The 18022-nt window shown below is 43.9% G+C and carries 15 protein-coding genes; 3 read left to right on the top strand and 12 right to left on the bottom strand.

Going from position 1 to position 18022, the window contains the following annotated elements; translation table 11 throughout:
* Window positions 1-26: 26 nt before the first annotated feature.
* Complete coding sequence (locus AC58QG_RS07650; RefSeq protein ID WP_497361493.1) at window positions 27-296, bottom strand: hypothetical protein; 270 nt, start codon at window positions 294-296, stop codon at window positions 27-29.
* Window positions 297-399: 103 nt separating this feature from the next.
* Between AC58QG_RS07650 and AC58QG_RS07655 the strand changes: the two genes are divergently transcribed.
* Window positions 400-993 (top strand): nitroreductase family protein, encoded by a 594-nt coding sequence (locus AC58QG_RS07655; RefSeq protein ID WP_497361494.1) that lies wholly within the window; start codon window positions 400-402, stop codon window positions 991-993.
* Between the two features lie 95 nt (window positions 994-1088).
* Here AC58QG_RS07655 and AC58QG_RS07660 read toward each other — a convergent pair whose 3' ends face one another.
* From AC58QG_RS07660 to metH, 6 genes are all read right to left on the bottom strand, one after another.
* Entirely contained in the window at window positions 1089-2084 is a 996-nt protein-coding gene (locus tag AC58QG_RS07660; protein ID WP_497361495.1) for a metal-dependent hydrolase, read from the bottom strand.
* Between the two features lie 18 nt (window positions 2085-2102).
* Window positions 2103-3023 carry a lysophospholipid acyltransferase family protein gene (locus AC58QG_RS07665; protein WP_497361496.1) on the bottom strand — a complete coding sequence of 307 codons (921 nt, stop codon included), beginning with the start codon at window positions 3021-3023 and terminating at the stop codon, window positions 2103-2105.
* Between the two features lie 17 nt (window positions 3024-3040).
* Complete coding sequence (locus AC58QG_RS07670; RefSeq protein ID WP_497361497.1) at window positions 3041-3814, bottom strand: GNAT family N-acetyltransferase; 774 nt, start codon at window positions 3812-3814, stop codon at window positions 3041-3043.
* 173 nt (window positions 3815-3987) lie between these two features.
* Window positions 3988-7248, bottom strand: a complete 3261-nt coding sequence (locus AC58QG_RS07675) for an S-layer homology domain-containing protein (RefSeq protein ID WP_497361498.1) — start codon at window positions 7246-7248, stop codon at window positions 3988-3990.
* Between the two features lie 303 nt (window positions 7249-7551).
* The gene (rnz, locus tag AC58QG_RS07680) at window positions 7552-8481 is read right to left on the bottom strand and encodes a ribonuclease Z (protein WP_497361499.1); all 930 of its coding nucleotides are present in this window, start codon (window positions 8479-8481) and stop codon (window positions 7552-7554) included.
* Between the two features lie 100 nt (window positions 8482-8581).
* Window positions 8582-12019 carry a methionine synthase gene (gene metH / locus AC58QG_RS07685; protein WP_497361500.1) on the bottom strand — a complete coding sequence of 1146 codons (3438 nt, stop codon included), beginning with the start codon at window positions 12017-12019 and terminating at the stop codon, window positions 8582-8584.
* Window positions 12020-12234: 215 nt separating this feature from the next.
* Between metH and AC58QG_RS07690 the strand changes: the two genes are divergently transcribed.
* Window positions 12235-12774: a 1,2-dihydroxy-3-keto-5-methylthiopentene dioxygenase gene (locus AC58QG_RS07690; RefSeq protein WP_497361501.1), complete on the top strand. Its 540-nt coding sequence runs from the start codon at window positions 12235-12237 to the stop codon at window positions 12772-12774.
* Window positions 12775-12851: 77 nt separating this feature from the next.
* Here the strand turns inward: AC58QG_RS07690 and AC58QG_RS07695 are convergent, their stop codons facing one another.
* From AC58QG_RS07695 to AC58QG_RS07705, 3 genes are all read right to left on the bottom strand, one after another.
* Window positions 12852-13643 (bottom strand): HAD family hydrolase, encoded by a 792-nt coding sequence (locus AC58QG_RS07695; protein ID WP_497362804.1) that lies wholly within the window; start codon window positions 13641-13643, stop codon window positions 12852-12854.
* A gap of 39 nt (window positions 13644-13682) precedes the next feature.
* Window positions 13683-13868 (bottom strand): DUF896 domain-containing protein, encoded by a 186-nt coding sequence (locus AC58QG_RS07700; protein WP_497281850.1) that lies wholly within the window; start codon window positions 13866-13868, stop codon window positions 13683-13685.
* Window positions 13869-14014: 146 nt separating this feature from the next.
* Window positions 14015-14416 carry a LysM peptidoglycan-binding domain-containing protein gene (locus AC58QG_RS07705; RefSeq protein WP_497361502.1) on the bottom strand — a complete coding sequence of 134 codons (402 nt, stop codon included), beginning with the start codon at window positions 14414-14416 and terminating at the stop codon, window positions 14015-14017.
* 144 nt (window positions 14417-14560) lie between these two features.
* Here AC58QG_RS07705 and lexA point away from each other — a divergent pair, with 144 nt between their 5' ends.
* Window positions 14561-15178 carry a transcriptional repressor LexA gene (lexA, locus tag AC58QG_RS07710; protein WP_477591376.1) on the top strand — a complete coding sequence of 206 codons (618 nt, stop codon included), beginning with the start codon at window positions 14561-14563 and terminating at the stop codon, window positions 15176-15178.
* 69 nt (window positions 15179-15247) lie between these two features.
* Here the strand turns inward: lexA and AC58QG_RS07715 are convergent, their stop codons facing one another.
* Window positions 15248-16486, bottom strand: coding sequence for an aminopeptidase (locus tag AC58QG_RS07715; RefSeq protein ID WP_497361503.1), 1239 nt, complete (start codon window positions 16484-16486; stop codon window positions 15248-15250).
* A 192-nt stretch (window positions 16487-16678) separates the two neighbouring features.
* Window positions 16679-18007: a type I glutamate--ammonia ligase gene (gene glnA, locus AC58QG_RS07720; protein WP_497362805.1), complete on the bottom strand. Its 1329-nt coding sequence runs from the start codon at window positions 18005-18007 to the stop codon at window positions 16679-16681.
* Window positions 18008-18022 lie beyond the last annotated feature (15 nt).

An 18022-nucleotide genomic window follows, 5' to 3' on the forward strand; every position in this document is an offset into this window, starting at 1 on the left:
ATTTTACAGAATATACGTTCGTATGTCTACATTAAATCAGCTGAATCATCATAATCGTATCGAATGCCATCATGATCATCACTCGTTATTTGAGCTGTGACTGACAGCGCTTGGTTTACACTCTCTTGCATTTTAAACAAAACTTCCTGATAGTCTCTAGAATGGTGCTCTTCTCTATCATGTTTCATGGCAGTTCTTAAGGCTCTTTCAATGATAATGACATCATGACTTGTGAAATTCACGGCTTCTCGCACCTCTTCTTGGTCCATCATTTTCATAACAACTAGCTTTGCCAAATTGCGCCAACGACATACAATGCTAAGAAAAATAAAGGAATTCGTAAACTGTAAGCAAATCAGGTAAAATTAGGATGAAAACCAATAAAAGGAGGAATCATTAATGTCCGCATCCTTACCAAATGAAATTGAAGCGCATCGCCAACCGGATCATGAAATCAATCCTCAGTTTCTTGAGCGTTGGTCCCCTCGTTCCTTCTCGGATCAAGAAGTATCAGAAGACGTATTATTAAGCCTTTTTGAAGCCGCACGGTGGGCACCATCTGGAAGCAATAATCAGCCATGGCGCTTTATTGTTGCCCGTACACCCGAACAGCTAGCTAAATTCCATACTTTCATAAATCCTTCTAATCGGGTATGGTGTGAGAAAGCTCCCGTTCTTACACTCGTCATCTCATACACCAAAACGCCAAGAGGAACAGATAACCCTAGTCATGCCTTCGATGCAGGTACTGCTTGGGGATATTTAGCGCTTGAAGCAAATAATCAAGGGCTTATTGCACATGCAATGGGCGGATTCGAACGCGATAAAGCCCGTGAATTACTCCAAATTCCGGCTGATTACGAGCTACATGCTGTTGTAGCCATCGGATATCGCGGTCCTGCCCAAGCCCTTCCTGAAAATCTGCAAGAACGCGAAGTCCCATCTGGCAGACGTGAAATCAAAGAGCTTATTTACGCAGGACAATTCGAGTAATTGTCGTTATTCACAAATAATAAGAACACTTCAGCACTGCTTTGAACAACAAGTAGACTGGAGTGTTCTTTTTCATCTTTAGCGAAAATAATCACTTAAACGTATGGCGGGTCCCAAGCTTTTTTGTCCATGCCTATCCGATCACTGACCACTTTCATATCCCGATCCAGTTGAACATCTACACCGAATTTTAGCTTACGTTGGTGCCAGAAGCGCATATCGCGCCACTGAACCTCATAACCGCCGTTCTTCTCCTTCCAACACACATAAATGTGCTGTGCAAAATGCAAAAATGCGCGAACACCATCTGTCGACATGGATGCTTTCACGATCGGATGTGATTCCTGCCGATTGTAATTCTTCCTGCTATATTGCTCGAGCACATGCACTTGGCCATATCGAAGTTCACCCAGATAGAAGCTTGTGTCACTTTCAACGACAAACTGCCAATAAAACCAGCTTAAACTCGGCACAAGATGGCAATTACCTGTAGGAAGCTTCAGCTCGTTTCGTACAAGTTTCATAAGATTGTTGCGTTGTGAAGATTGAATTCCTATATAGATGATTGTTGCAGCAAAAATAAGAGCATACATCTCCCCGATATGACTTCCAGATTTCCCATGCCACACTACAAACCAGAGGAGAGCACCTCCAGAGTGAATCACAAACAACAAAGGATCATAGAGACAAAGCGTATCCAGATGCACCCATTTTTTCGTAAAAGGCCGTAAACATTGCACACCATACACATTTAGCACATCAAGTCCCACATGGCAGACAACTGCTAAGAACGTCCACAGGAACAAGCTTATAAAGTGTTCCCAAACACCAAAAACCGCCGCTAGAGGCAAACTTATGACAAGCGGCCAAATCAGCAGTGCAGGTAAAGAATGTGTTACTCCCCGATGAATTCGGACATAACTAGCGTAACCACGTAGTCTTGCAAACGTATCTAAATCTGGCGCATGTGAACCTACTAACGTCCCGACGAGAATAGCATGGCTCAATGCTGGCTGCTGTGTAACCGCCGTTTCTAAACAAGCCAATCCAGCGAGGCTAACCCCAAACAATAAGTGGCTTCCAGTATCCATTTATCGATTCCCCCGTCCTTATGTCTTATATTGTTGCTGCACGTTTTCCCAACGTTCATGAACGTTAAACCAATAGAACCAAGAAGCAGGCTGTTCGCGAATAACCCGCTCTATGAAGCTATTCAGCACTAGATTAGCTTGTGCTCTAGCTGCTCCATTTGAAATGGCGTCTTGCATGTGTAAGAGAATAGGCTCTTCGACCACCAGCTGATGCTTAAAACCTTGAGAACGGAACCCATAGAAAGGTACAATTGGAACTTGTTGCTCCAACGCGAGCATAGCAGTACCTTCAGGAGTCCGAGTAACCCTGCCAAAAAGCTTCGACAACGGGAATGACGGTCGCCAGAAATCTCCCAGAAGAAAAACAACGCCTCCAGATTGAATATGCCTTTTTAAGGTACGATACAATTCCAGTGCTGGAACACTATCGTAATCCAAACCTTTACACCCTAAAGCGGCAAATTTGGCATATAAGGGCTTTAATTCAGCACTTCCAGCTGTAGCTACTGTGAGACAATCGAACTTTTTAGTGAAATACCAATAATAGTTAAAAAAGTTGCCCACATGAGGGGTGTAGATAATAAAACCTTTCCCATTAGCTAGCTGCTGCGCGTTCTTTAAATGTTCCTCGCCCTGTAATTCGAATTCTTGCTCATGCAATCGATTGGATTGGAATAAAATTTCAAACAACGAGAATACAACATTTCGTACATATTGCTTCGTAAGTGAACTCAGCCTCCGTTTCGACATCGGCCCTAAGACATCTATCAGATTATGTTTTACACGCTTGAGAACCCCGTTACGAGAGGCTATATACCACAATGCAGCTATTCCATTACACAGAAGTGACATCATCCACAATGGGAGAATGGGGAGCATATTCCCCAATCGAATTCGATTTCCATTCTCTGAGGTAAGCTTAGCTATCCAGTCATACAAGACAAGCCCACCTCATCTCACGCTTCATGTAGAAAATGACGTTTGTACCGACGCGATACCTTATCTTTTTGTAAAATAATGAAAAAATCAACCGATCCAAACAGCTCGTCAAATGCTGGTTCTCCGCCAATTTCAGCCCCTAACCATTGATAGCCTTTCATCAAAGGGGGCAGTTTGCGAAACATTTCTTTCTCATTATTCGTGGGTTCAATTTGCGCGAGCCCAGAAATCCGATGTGTATCCAAGGGCTTAATCCCAAATCGGTCAGTCAACATCTGCTTTTGCCTAAGCATCATACAAATCTCATTTAATTCCTCTATATTTGAAATGTGAACACTTGCACACCCAATTAAATGCGTGAAATTGCGTCCGCTAATATAATCAGCAATCCCTTCCCACAGCATTTGAATGGCTCTACCACCGCGATAAGCAGGTGCAATGCAGCTGCGCCCCAGCTCCAAAGATTGTTTTTTCAAATCCGAGAAGGCGCTTAAATCAAATTCTGTTTCCGAGTAAAATCCAATCCCCTCACTTGCACGGTCACCAGGAAGAAGTCGATAAGTACCGATGACTTGATCAGTTTCAAGATCTTTGACAATAAGGTGATCACAATAAGAATCATAAATATCCGTTTCCAGCTTTTGTTCATTCATTAAACGTAGATTTTTCTCTTCCTCCACGAAGATCTGATATCGTAGTTGCATAGCTTGCTCAATTTCTTCTGCTCGATTTGCAAGTTTCACCATCAGCTTTGCAGGTTGTGGCGCCGTTAATAGAGGTACTCCATTCATTCTTCCTCACGCCTTTCAACTAAGAGTTTACAATTTCATATTAACAGTGCTTTATTTTCTGTTGATTTACTGACTGTAAAGAATTTGTAATCACGGTGACATTTACCATGAAAACGAGAAAAAAAACACAATCGCCCAAGGGCGTATTGTGTTTTTCGGATTCATTCATTTACTCATTCATCATTCATAAATTGCAAATAAATTAACAACCGTTTCAGCATGACTGCCGCTTGTGCTCTTGTGGCGTAGGCATTTGGATTTAGCTGTGTTTCCGTGACACCTTGAATCAATCCCCGTTGTAAGGTAAACGCCATCGCATTCCTTGCCCAGTTGTCGATGGTATGTTGGTCCGTAAATGGATTCAGAATCGTATCTTGCGCATAGCTTTCTTGCTGGTCACCCGTGATTTGAACCGTACGATCGATCATCGCCGCCATCTGCTCACGTGTCACCTGCTGGAGAGGTCGAAAGGTCCCATCATCATATCCCTCGATTAAACCTGCACTAGCCGCTGTTTTAACCATTTGAGCGTACCAGTCTGTCTCGTTGATATCCTGAAATTGTAAGGCTCCAGTAGCCGAATTATTTACTCGCATACCCAGGGCACGAATGAGCAATGTGGCAAATTCAGCTCGGGAAATTTCCTTCTCTGGTGCGAAGTTTCGTTCATCAATCCCCGTAATGATGTTTTTGGAGGCAAGTTTTTCTACGTCCACTCTGGCCCAGTGCGACCCCATATCTTCAAAATGCTTATCTTTTTGGAGGATCGTATATAACCCTCCATACTGGTCTTTTATGACCATCTTCCATACATTACCCACACCAATTAATAGTGAAGGAACGAAGGCAATCTTTCCAGATTCAACATCTAACCGGACTGCAGTCACATTGGATGTGTACGAGGCGCCAGGAAGCGAGATTGATCTCTCCACGTGCATGTTTTCATAGGATGGTATCGTAACGCCACCTGCTTGAATGTCGAATTCGATTGGATTGGTTACTAGCAAAGTAGCTTGTTCTGAGATTGCTTGTTCCTTCAGCGTTTCCGCAAGTTGACCTGCTTCATGTCGGATGATCACTGAGAATAAACCATTCGCTCCTTCGGCTTTACTTACATGATTCTTGAAAAGAAGAAGCGGAATTGTAAACTGAATAGTATTCATATCCAGATGGAGACTACCATTCACCCCCATTTCATTCAATTCGTTAAACAAACTGGATGAGAATTCGACTACGGTCGTATCATGATCATCTTGAATTTGCATTGATAATAATGTAGCTGTCCCATTATTTAGTGCGGAGATTGCGTCACCCAGTTCAGCATCATTAGCTCGGATTCTTGAGAGCATTCTGCCATCAGGAGCAGTTTCACGGACCCGCTCACTCGTAAGAAGGAGCGTCGAAGAACCTGTTAACTTCGGACCTCCTGTTAACGTGTAATTTACACTTGGTCCAGAAGTAGACCAATTATTGGCTAAATCTCCTGCCTCCACATTAATGCTCATGTTTGTACCCGCAGTTAAGCCTGATAATTGAGTCGTAAGCACACTTCCGCTCACCGAAGTTATCAACTCAGAGTCCATATAAATCCGATAAGATGTGACGCCAACATTATCCATGGCTGCCGACCAGGTTATTGTGACAGAAGTTGCCGAACTTGGTGATACAATAACATTGGAACCATAGTTCCATGTTGGAGCTATGATGTCTTTAAATGCTACGGTGACGTAAACCGTTGTAGAAATGCCACTATATGTCGCGGTGATGATTGCACTCCCTGCACTCACAGCTGTGAGATAGCCGCTGCTACTAATCGTGACGACAGATGTATTGGAACTTGTGAAGCTTGTATTCGAGGTTACTTCAGTCGCATTATATTGCGAATCATAAGCATGAATGGTGAGATATTGTGTCTCACTTACTTCCAAGAATATGGAGCTTTCATCTGCTTCAATCCGGCTAACAGCTGCTGTCACATGGACGCTCGCTGATGCTGTGAAATTTCCATAATAAGCGGTAATCGTCGAAACTCCCGATGAAATACCTGTGACTACGCCACTTGAATTCACAGTTGCGACTGCAGGATTTGAGCTTGTGAAAGTCAGACCATTTGTCAACGTTTGTGTGCTGCTATCATTCTTATATCCAATCACATAAGGAGACCGTGTTGCGCCAATTTGAATCGAATACGAATAGGAATCCAATGCAATACGATTCAAGTTCAACACTGTTGAAGCTACCATAATGTTGGCTGAAGTCGTCCGACCGTTGTAGGTAACCGTCAAAGTTGTTGTGCCAGCGGCTACCCCCGTTATGACTCCGTTCGCATTGACAGTTGCCACAGCCGTATTTGCAATTCTATAGGTGGCTCCAGACTGAATACTGCTCGTATGCCCATTCGCATAGACCCCTGTCAAATAACTGGATTGGGTCTCACCAGGCTGCAACTGATAATCTTCTTCATCCAAATACACCCGAGTTAACGTCTGTGCATTAGGAGTGTCGCCCACTCCGCCATCAGGTCCGTAGATTTGAAACTCAGCGACACTTGCATACCCTCCGGAACCTACACGTGTTGTCGTTAACCGAAAATATCGTGCCGTGACATTCCCTTCATCCACATATCGCGGGTCAGCCAAATACGTATTTCCCGTGTGATCCGTAAAGGTATACCAGATTAGGCCGTCTACTGAAAAATCAATTTTGTAACCATATACATCTTGGGAATTTGTATACGTCGTCTCAAATCGCTGTACATTACTTAGCCTACCTAAATCCACGACAAGCCATTGCGGCAATGAAGTACTGCTTGGTGCCCAACTGGATAACAATTGACCATCCACAGCCTTATCAGAGCCCCAAGTGCCAGAAAAACTAGTAAAAGCAGCCGTAGTCTTATTTTGTGAAAGAAGCGTCAGATCCTCGTCCGTTGAATACACGCGAAAATCAAACACGCTGGCTTGATCTCCTGGCAAGCCAACGCCCAATACTTGTAATCTGACGAATCTTGCAAGAACATCTCCACTGTCCGAATAAAAGGGAAAATTGATTGCTGCATTCGTGGAACGATCTGCAAAAACGCTCCAATTGATGCCGTCGATCGAGGATTCAATCTTGTACGCATAGGAACTATTGACATGTTCAAACACCGTTTCAACCCGTGAAACATGTACATTTTGTGCAAGATCTACTGTTAACCATTGTGGAAGTTGTGAATTGCTTGCTACCCATTTCGTATTGATGAATCCGTCCACTGCTTGAGTAGCGCTATATGTAGCTCCTGTAACTGTTGATGCCACAGCAGATTTACCTTGAGAAACCGGTATTTCAGAGGCATACGCATCCCTTGATATACATAATATTCCAAATAAAACACTTAGAAAAATAAATACGGAAATATGGTATACAGTCCATCTGTAAACCGGATACGTCATGTCCACCTCCAATTATTAAGCGGTTACAATTATTTTATCAGAAGCCCCAGCATCGCGTATAGGACTTATAGGCTAATTCTCTAATTATTCTGAATCTTTGTACGATTTTCTGATTTCCTTAATCATAATGAAAAAGATCGAGGATATAAAGATAGAAAGCAGCACTTCACCGAGTGTAATTTCCATACCTTCACCTCGATTTCCATTGGTTTTGTTTAGTGTATGAGGTTAACGCAGAAAATTGACGCTCGACAACAAAAATAAGCTTCTCCCGGTGTAAACTCCGGAAGAAGCTTATTTAATTTAAACTTTGCGTGGTACTTCAAAGCACCAGAAATCCTTCGCCAAGTGACTGTTGGCGTGAATTTGCTGCGCTTCATTGAGAAGTAATTGGATGCTCTCTCCTTGATAGCGAGAACTAAGATGCGTCATAATCAGCGCATTTGCTCCAGCCTCCTGCGCGGTTCTTGCTGCATCGGTTGAGGTCGCATGATCAAAGGCATAGGCAAGATCTTGCTTATCCATCGCGAACGTCGCTTCATGCACAAGAACATCAGCGCCGCGCGCTAACCTTTTAGCTCCCTCACAATAGCGTGTATCCCCTAGAATGACGATTACGCGACCAGGAACGGGAGAGCCTAAGAAATCTTGCCCATGGATGGTCCGACCATCCTCAAGCTGCACGGAAAGGCCTTGCTTTAATTGACCATAGACTGGACCTGCCGGTACGCCAAGCTCTTGGAGTTTCTCACTCAATAACTTGCCAGGTTGATCTTTCTCTACGATTCGAAAACCGAAACATTCAATGCGGTGCTCTAAACGAGCTGTTTCAACCAGAAAGCTTTCGTCTTCGAAAATAATGCCCTCATCTTCCAGCTCAACAAGCTGAAGGGTATAAGTTAGGTGAGCTCCGCTAACCTCAAGTGCCGTATCAACAAATTTCTTAAGTCCACGTGGACCATACAGCGTTAATGGCGTATCTCCTCCCAAATAGGAGCGACTAGTCAATAACCCGGGAAGCCCATACAGGTGATCGCCATGCAAATGGGTGATGAAAATTTTCTCCGTTCTCCCGAGTTTCACAGGAGAGTTCAATATCTGCTGCTGCGTACCTTCCCCACAATCAACCAGCCAATACGTTCCCCGCTCATCCAATAAATTTAAGGCGATTGAGGTTACATTACGCTGCTTGGAAGGCATCCCAGCCCCTGTTCCTAGAAAATACAAATCCACAAGCCAAACCCCATTCTGTTTCAATATCACTTCGGTAAAACCGAAAGCGAGGATGCCGCGGAACCTGATCGTTCGCGCTGGCTACCTCGCTCTCTCCTGCTTATCCTACGTTAAAATAACGTGCTTCTTTATGTGCAAATACAATCGCGGATACGGAAGCTTCCGGCTCCATCATGAACGACTCTGTCAGCTCAACGCCGATATCCTCTGGCTTCAGCAAATTAAACAGCTTCGCTTGATCATCGAGATTAGGGCATGCTGGGTAACCGAATGAGAAGCGTTGTCCGATATATTTAGCCCCAAATCGTTCTTGCATCGTCATATCCACCCTATCCGCAATACCGATGACATCACGCATAATGTGATGAACACGTTCAGCAAAGCCTTCCGCTACTTCCAGAGCTGTGGCTTGCAAGGCATGGGATTTCAAATAATCCCCTTTATCACGCCATTCCTTCGCCAACTCATTAATATCATGACCAGCTGTCACGAGTAAGAAACCTACATAATCCATTTCTCCGCTTTCGACAGATTTCAAATAATCGGCCAAGCAGAGATACGGCTCTTTATCTTGACGAGGGAATGTAAACGTCTCGAGCACCTTGCTAGTATCTGACGGATCATAAACGATTACATCATTCCCATTTGACTGCGCTGGGAAGAAACGATACATACCGTGGGCCTTAATGATCCCATTATGCTGTGCAGCATGGAGGATCGAGTCCACCGTGTCTTTCAATTGCAACGCTTTGGTATCCTTATCACTCAATAGCTGCTCTACTTTACCCTTCAAACCAAGGTGATGACCTAACAGCATTTGCATGTTCACATAGGGCATCAAATGACTGATCGGGTAGTCACGTAAGATATGACGATCCGTATCCTGAGGCACCTGAACGGGAAGATCTTTGGAGACAGCCGATGAACTCACGCGTGTAAGCTGCGGCATTTTCTCTTCTTTTTTCCCTGTATCCATAACATCCGATTCCAGGCTTTCACGAAGCTCTTGAATCAACCGCTTGCGCTGCTCAGGATCACTCAAACGATTGGCAATATCCAGACCATCCATTGCATCCTTCGCATAGAGAACAACACCTTCATACTCCGGTTGAATCCGAGTTTTGGTGAATTTACGCGTGAGCGCAGCACCTCCAACGAGAATCGGCACGTCCACGCCCGCTGTGCGTAAATCCTGCGCGGTAATAACCATTTGTTGCGCTGATTTCACAAGTAAGCCTGACAATCCGATCGCATCTGCTTGCTCTCTGCGGTATGCTTCAATGATTTGTTCTGGCGGTACCTTAATCCCAAGGTTCACAATCTTATAGCCATTATTGGAGAGGATGATTTCGACGAGATTTTTACCAATATCGTGTACGTCACCTTTGACCGTTGCCAAAATAATTTTACCCTTGACTGCAGTCTCCGATTTCTCCATGAACGGCTCTAGATAGTTAACAGATGCTTTCATGACCTCAGCGCTTTGAAGCACCTCAGCAACGATAAGTTCATTACCATTGAAAAGACGTCCAACTTCCTCCATCCCCTTCATGAGCGGCCCATTGATGACCTCTAGCGGTGAATAGGTTTGAAGTGCAATCTCCAAATCTGGGATCAAGCCTTCCTTCGTGCCTTCAACAACATAGGAGCCAAGTCTCTCCTCCAGAGATAGATTTGAAATTTTCTCTTTCTTTTCGACCTTTTTTTCACGGAAATGGGCGACAAAATTCGCCAAAGTCTCATCATTCGTATTATAAATGAGTTCTTCTGCTAGTTGACGCTCAGTCTCCGGAATCGACGCATACCGCTCTAGCTTTTCCGTATTTACGATGGCATAATCAAGTCCAGCTTTCGTACAGTGGTATAAATAGACAGAATTGAGAACTTCACGACCCGCATCCGGTAAACCGAATGAGATGTTACTGAGTCCGAGAATTGTTTTAGCCAGTGGATACTTCTCTTTAATCAGCTTAATCCCTTCGATTGTTTCCACGGCGGAACCAATATACTGAGGATCTCCTGAGCCGACAGGGAACATATTCGGATCAAAAATGATATCCTCTGGATTCATGCCGTACTTTCCAGTTAGAAGCTCATACGAACGTGTTGCCACTTCGATTTTCGCTTGACGCGATACCGCCTGGCCACGCTCATCAATCAGAATACAAACGACCGATGCTCCGTAGCGATGAATCAAAGGTAAAATCCCTTCAAACTTCGACTCCCCATCTTCGAGGTTAATCGAGTTGATAATCGCTTTACCTTGTGAATACTTGAGTCCAAGCTCGATAATGTGATCATACGTCGAGTCAATCATCAATGGGACTTTGACCTTTTTCACAACTTCTTGCATGAATTCTTCTACTGCGTAGGCTTCGTCAATATCCGTGTCCTGTAGATTGATGTCGATAACATGTGCGCCGTTCTTCACTTGATTACGGGCAATTTCAGAGCCCTCTTCAAATTTCCCTTCTTTGATCAGGCGCTTAAACTTTCTGGAACCGGAAATATTCGTCCGTTCACCAACCATGATTGGTCTGTTCTCTGGCTCAATGTAAACAGTCTCAATACCTGAAATCGCAGGGGGATGGGAGCCATATTCCGATCTTGGCTTAAAATTCGCTAACGTTTCTGCCATGGCACGAATGTGCTCAGGCGTCGTTCCGCAGCAGCCTCCGGCAATATTGATCCAGCCTTGCTCTGCAAATCCAGCCATCTTCTTCGCCAAAGATTCTGGGGATTCATGGTAGTGCCCATTCTCATCCGGCAAGCCTGCATTCGGATAACAGCTGATCGCTGTATCCGCAATACCGGATAGGGTACGGATGTGATCTCTCATAAATTCTGGTCCCGTTGCACAGTTCAAGCCCATCGAGATCGGCTTCAAATGCTCAAGTGAGATATAAAAGGATTCGATATTTTGTCCGGCTAGCGTTGTGCCCATAGGCTCAATCGTTCCAGATATCATAATGGGAAGCTCTACGCCTAATGTTTCAAATGCTCTGCGAATCCCAATACTGCCCGCTTTTACATTCAGTGTATCTTGGGAAGTCTCAAGCAGCATGGCATCAACGCCCGCTTCTACAAGGGCAAGTGCCTGCTGGTAGTAGCTTTCTTCCAGCTGTTCGAAAGTCACGCCACCTGTTACGGATAAGGTTTTCGTTGTTGGGCCCATGGCACCTACAACGTACCTCGGCCATTCTGGTGTTGAATATTTCTCAGCAGCAGCAATCGCTAATTTAGCAGCGGCGATATTTAACTCCCGATGACGATCCTGCAAGTCATACTCCGCCAAGACGACACTCGTCGTTCCGAACGTATTCGTTTCTATCATATCAGCGCCAGCGGCGAAATAAGCTTCATGAATTTTTTGAATCACATCTGGACGCGTAACACATAGAATTTCATTACATCCATCCAGATCATCACTTCCAAAATCTTCAGCAGTCAAATTCTCTTGCTGAATCATCGTACCCATGGCACCATCTAGGATCATAATCTTCTTCTTAAGCTGTTCTTGAATCGGTGGTTTCTTCATGGCAAGACTCCCTTTCAACTTTTCCTAAACCTAAATAAAAAAAAACGACAAATTATGTTAAGATTTAGTGTAACAGAATACGGCTTCTATGAAAAGATTTTGAATTATCACAAATTCCAATGGGGTTTATCGGAAATACTTATTTCCTTCCATCGACAGTTAGCTTGATATCCACTATAATATGTATATATTTATTGTAGAAAGAGGGATGTAACGTGGCACAAATTAGAATTCGCAATACAAATGAACGTATCGAGGGCGAAACAGAAGTCAAAGCCTTCTTGGATAGCCAACAAGTTGTGTATGAGCACTGGGACGCAAACAAGCTTCCTGTCGCATTGCGCGAGAAATTCATCCTTAGCGATGAAGAGAAAGCAGAAATCATTTCCACTTATGAAGCAGAAATCAAAGATCTAGCTGCTAGACGCGGTTATGAAATTTGGGATGTCATTTCCCTTTCAGATGTAACTCCGAATATCGAAGAGCTTCTAAAGAAGTTCGAACAAGTGCATACGCACACTGAAGATGAGATTCGTGCAATCGTTTCTGGTAAAGGGATTTTCATCATCAAATCCGAAGAACTTGGTTATTTCGATGTTGAACTTGAGCCAGGAGATGTCATCTCCGTTCCAGAGAACACGAATCACTTCTTCACTCTGATGGAAAACCGTGAGATCGTAGCTGTTCGCCTTTTCATCGAAAAAGATGGTTGGATTGCTCACAACATCGATGATCCTGACTTTATCAAAGCTTAATAGCCACATATGAAAAAGCCCATCAGCCTATCAGACCGCGAAGTCTTGAATAGCTGTTGGGCTTTCTTTCTATTGTACTAACCGTTCGTAATAATCGGTAAAATTTCTTGAAGACGCGTTACTTCATAAGCAGGGACGATTTCTTCGCCACTTTGAAGCCCGTGATGATTAATCCAAATGTTACGCATCCCAATGCTTCCCGACCCCAAAATATCTGTCGTTAGCTTGTCCCCTATCATGATCCCTTCCTCAGCATCAATCTCAAGCAGACCCAGTGCATATTTGAAAATTGCTGCAGCTGGCTTCCCTTGTCCAAATTCACCTGAAATAACAATGTGATCGAAGTAAGGAGCAATGGCAGGAACGCCTGCTAATTTCTCTTTTTGCAAATCTGGTGAACCGTTTGTTAATAGAAGAAGTTTGTAATTGCCTTTCAAGGCATCTAACACACGGAAGGTTTCTTCATATACATAAGGACGACTGCGACGTTCAGCGGCAAATAATTCACCTAGCTTGTACCCAAGCTCACGATCTTCAATTCCAAGCGCTGCAAGCCCTCTAGTCCAAGATTCTGTGCGATAGCCAGGTGCTAGCTTCTCTAATTTGCGGAAGTTTTCGTCCTCACCTTGTGTGAAGTTAGCCCATAGCCCTTCAAATGGGTTAATCCCAATCATTTTGGTAAATGGGAACGTCTCGAAGGATTCGTATAAACTTCTCGCTTCTTTACGAACAGATGCTTCTAATTCCTCCGGATTCACGTTAACTTGCTTCGCCGCTGCTGCACAGGTTGCTGCAAACGCTTCTTCTACACTTCGGTCATCCCATAACAGGGTATCATCCAAATCAAAAAGCACAGCTTTCAACGTCATCATTCATTTCCCCTTTGAATGTAGTATCTATGAGTAGGCTTAATTCTCTTCGTCAGTAAACTTAATGGAATCCAGTTGGACTTTCAGGTTACCTCTGAATGCATCAATATATTTCTTTCTCAACTCGTTGCGCTCATCCAGCTCTGCATCTGTTAAGCCAACTGTCTTCGCTTTGCGAGCTAATTCATTGATACGCTCAATCGTTTTATCCATGCTGTCACTCATTGTAATCCTCCCAGTCAAAATTTCAATATGAGTACTACTTTGCCATCAGAGATTGTGATTGTCAAGGATACATCGTAAAGAGCCATGGACACTAATGTGTCTATGGCTCGAACATTCATCTATATAGGTAGCTAGAAATGTACTCATTAAGGAAGTAATAGAACTTGTCCCTCTTGCAAAGAACTGCTCGACAAATGATTAAATGCTTTCAACTTCTCGATGTAAGAACGTGTGTTCTCTCCAGGCTTTTTGTGAGAATCTGCTATTTCCCATAGTGTATCACCGCTTTGAATGACAATCTTCTCGTGTTGGATAGTTTGCGCCGATGGTTGAACGGATGCTGTTGGTGTAGACATTGTAACAGTACTATCACCTGCATAGGCTTGTACGATCGCACCGAACGAAAATACAGTTCCAAGTATTACTGCTATCAGCAAGAAACGAAGTAGTAGTTTCGCATGACCCCGTTTAGTCGTCATCCCTTTGGATGCTTGAGCAGTACCTTGAAGTGTTGTTCTTGCGTTAGATTGCGAATAAGCCATATACATAAAATCATCCCCCAAACGTTTGTTCTGATATTAGAATAACACGAACACATGTTTGAGTCAACCATTTCTCGAACTTATGTTTGTACGAACTCGGGTTCTATGTTATACTTTGGGTAATGATTCCCAGTATTGGAGTGATATCTTATGAGTAAAATTTCGCAGCGTCAACAAGCAATAATGGAATTCATTAAGAACGAAGTGAAAGATAAGGGCTACCCGCCTTCCGTTAGAGAAATCGGCGAAGCTGTTGGACTAGCATCCAGTTCCACTGTACATGGGCATTTGGAGCGTCTTGAGAAAAAAGGCATGATTCGTCGAGATCCTACTAAACCGCGTGCAATCGAAATCCTAGGGCTTGATGGTGCAGAATCCCAATTCGCAGTCTCCGTCGCTCGTGTTCCCCTCATTGGTAAAGTAACAGCTGGTGTTCCGATTACAGCTACTGAGAATATCGAAGACTATTTCCCACTTCCTTCAAGCATGGTTGGCGATAACAATGTGTTCATGCTTAGCATTATGGGTGACAGTATGATTGAAGCTGGTATTCATAATGGCGATTATGTCATTGTTAAACAACAACAAACAGCGAACAACGGTGATATCGTCGTCGCGATGACGGAAGATGATGAAGCTACTGTTAAGCGTTTCTACAAGGAGAAGGATCATATTCGCCTTCAACCGGAGAACTCTGCCCTACAACCCATTCTATTGAAGAATGTGACAATTCTCGGTCGTGTCATTGGCTTGTTCCGGGATATGTAAGAACACGGAAACATCAAAAAAAGCAAGGACTCAAAGTGTTCAAACACTTGAGTTCCTTGCTTTTTAGCTTTAAAACGCTAATACCCAGTTTCCCGCACGAAAGATTGGCTCGATCGTCCCATCGGCTAGTTCCCCATCAATCTCAAGCTCCGCAGACCCAATCATGAAATCCACATGTATCAACGAGCTATTCCCTCCACGAGCTTTCAATTCCGCATTGGACAGCGTAGTACCTTCCTTCAAATTGATCGGATAGCAACTACCTAATGCCAAATGGCAAGAAGCATTCTCGTCAATGCCTGTGTTATAGAAAATACGGTTGATATTGGAAATCGGAGAATCAAACGGCACAAGTGCTACTTCTCCTAAATATCGTGCACCTTCATCCATATCCAATAGGCGTGCCAAATGGTCATAACCCACCTCTGCCTGGAAGTCTACAACCTTTCCAGCTTCGAACGTAAATGAAAACCGATCCACCAACGCCCCATTGATATTTAACGGCATCGTACTCGCCACCGTACCACTAACACCTGTTCGGTTCGGAATGGTAAACACTTCTTCTGTCGGCATATTAGCTACATAACGGATGCCTCGAGCGTTCTCATTATCCCCGCCCAGCCAAATATGTCCTTCAGGCAACTCAACACGTAGATCCGTTCCCGTCGCTCTATAGCGCAGCGCTTTATAGCTTCTTTCATTCAACAAGCTATGCGTAGCCTTCAATGTATCCAAATGTGCCTGCCATGCCGCAACGGGATCTTCTTCATAAACACGATTGAATGTGAAAATAGCATCCCACATCGCTGGAATTCGTTGCTCTTCTGGTAGATCCGCATACACCATATTCGCCCAAGCTTCTGTAGGAGCTTTAATTAAACACCAGCTGAACTCACCCGTTCTAACATAGTGTTGATATTTTGCTCTCGCCGTTGATGCCGCTTTCGATGCCCGCGAAATTAAACTAGCATCAATACCATCGTACAGATTCGGATTCGGCACCTTAATGTTCAACAACGCTCCGCCATTCTCCACAAAACGTTCTAACATCGTCGTGTACCACTCTGGGTAATAGTCCATCGACTCATCTTGCGCATGATCAAATTTACTGCGTGTAACGACATCATCTTGCCAGTGCACGTGCACATAATTCGCACCTGCTTCATAAGCCTTCTGCACGATAAGCCTTGTTAAGTCAAGGGTCTCAATTGGCGCTTCCACCAACAAATCCTGACCTTTATTCAAATTGACCCCAATTCGAATCACTAACTCTGCATACTTTTCTAAATTACTATTGAAATTGTCCATAGTTCAATTCGTCTCCTTCGCGTTAAAAAGCCCATCAACTCACATAATTGAGATTGATAAGCTTAAAGTAGTATCTAGTTGTCAAGTAAAACCCATCTCTATGATACCGTACCCCATGAGGGATTGGCAATGATAGGCTGCTCCATAAGAGAAAAACCCTCAACGCCAAGAGCGTCAAGGGTTTCGTTAATTCTAGTACAGAGACAGATACTGATCTCTTTCCCATTGGTGAACTTGTGTGCGGTACATGTCCCACTCAATTTCTTTCAACTCATAGAAATGAGCTAGAGCATGTTCCCCAAGTGTATCGCAAACAACATCATCACGAAGCAACTCGTCTAGTGCTTGTTTCAAGTTAAGAGGTAAGCTAGGAATACCTTCGGCTTCACGCTCTTCTTCTGTCATCACATAGATGTTGCGATCTGTTGGCGGAGGAAGTTGCATTTTGTTCTTAATGCCATCCAAACCAGCCGCAAGCATAACAGCAAGTGCAAGGTACGGATTTGCCGCTGGATCCGGGTTACGAACTTCAACACGTGTACTTAGTCCACGGGAAGCTGGGATCCGAATCATTGGGCTACGGTTACTTGCAGACCAAGCTACATAGCAAGGTGCTTCGTAACCAGGAACTAGACGTTTATAAGAGTTAACGGTTGGATTCGTAATCGCTGCAAAAGAACGCGCATGACGAAGTACGCCCGCCATATATTGTCTTGCCACTGTGCTCAAGCCTAATTTGTCGCTTTCATCGTAGAACGCATTCGTGTCACCCTTGAACAAGGATTGGTGACAGTGCATACCCGATCCGTTCATACCGAACAACGGCTTCGGCATAAACGTTGCGTGCAAGCCATGCTGTCTAGCTACTGTTTTGACAACAAGTTTAAATGTTTGAATTTGATCAGCTGCTTTGATCGCATCTGCGTATTTAAAGTCGATTTCGTGTTGGCCTGGAGCTACTTCATGGTGAGAAGCTTCAATCTCAAAGCCCATCTCTTCCAATGTAAGTACGATATCACGACGACAGTTTTCCCCAAGATCCATAGGTGCCAAATCGAAGTAACCACCTTGGTCGTTCAACTCGGTAGTTGGGTTACCTTTTTCATCGGTTTTGAACAGGAAGAATTCCGGTTCTGGTCCAACGTTCATAGCTGAGTAGCCCATTTCTTCTGCTTGCTTCAACGCGTTTTTCAAAATAGCGCGCGGATCCCCAGGGAATGGCGTGCCATCTGGCATATAAATGTCGCAGATTAAACGAGCGACTTTGCTTTCCGTTACCCATGGGAAAATAACCCATGTATCTAGATCAGGATATAAATACATATCCGATTCTTCAATTCGCACATAACCTTCGATGGAAGATCCGTCAAACATCATTTTGTTATCAAGCGCTTTCTCAAGTTGGCTTAGAGGAATTTCTACGTTCTTTATACTTCCCATCAAGTCTGTGAATTGCAAACGGATGAAACGAACGTTTTCTGCTTTGGCGATGCGAAGAATATCTTCTTTGGAATAGTTAATGTTATAACTCACGTG

The organism is Paenibacillus sp. J22P169, assembly GCF_059691995.1.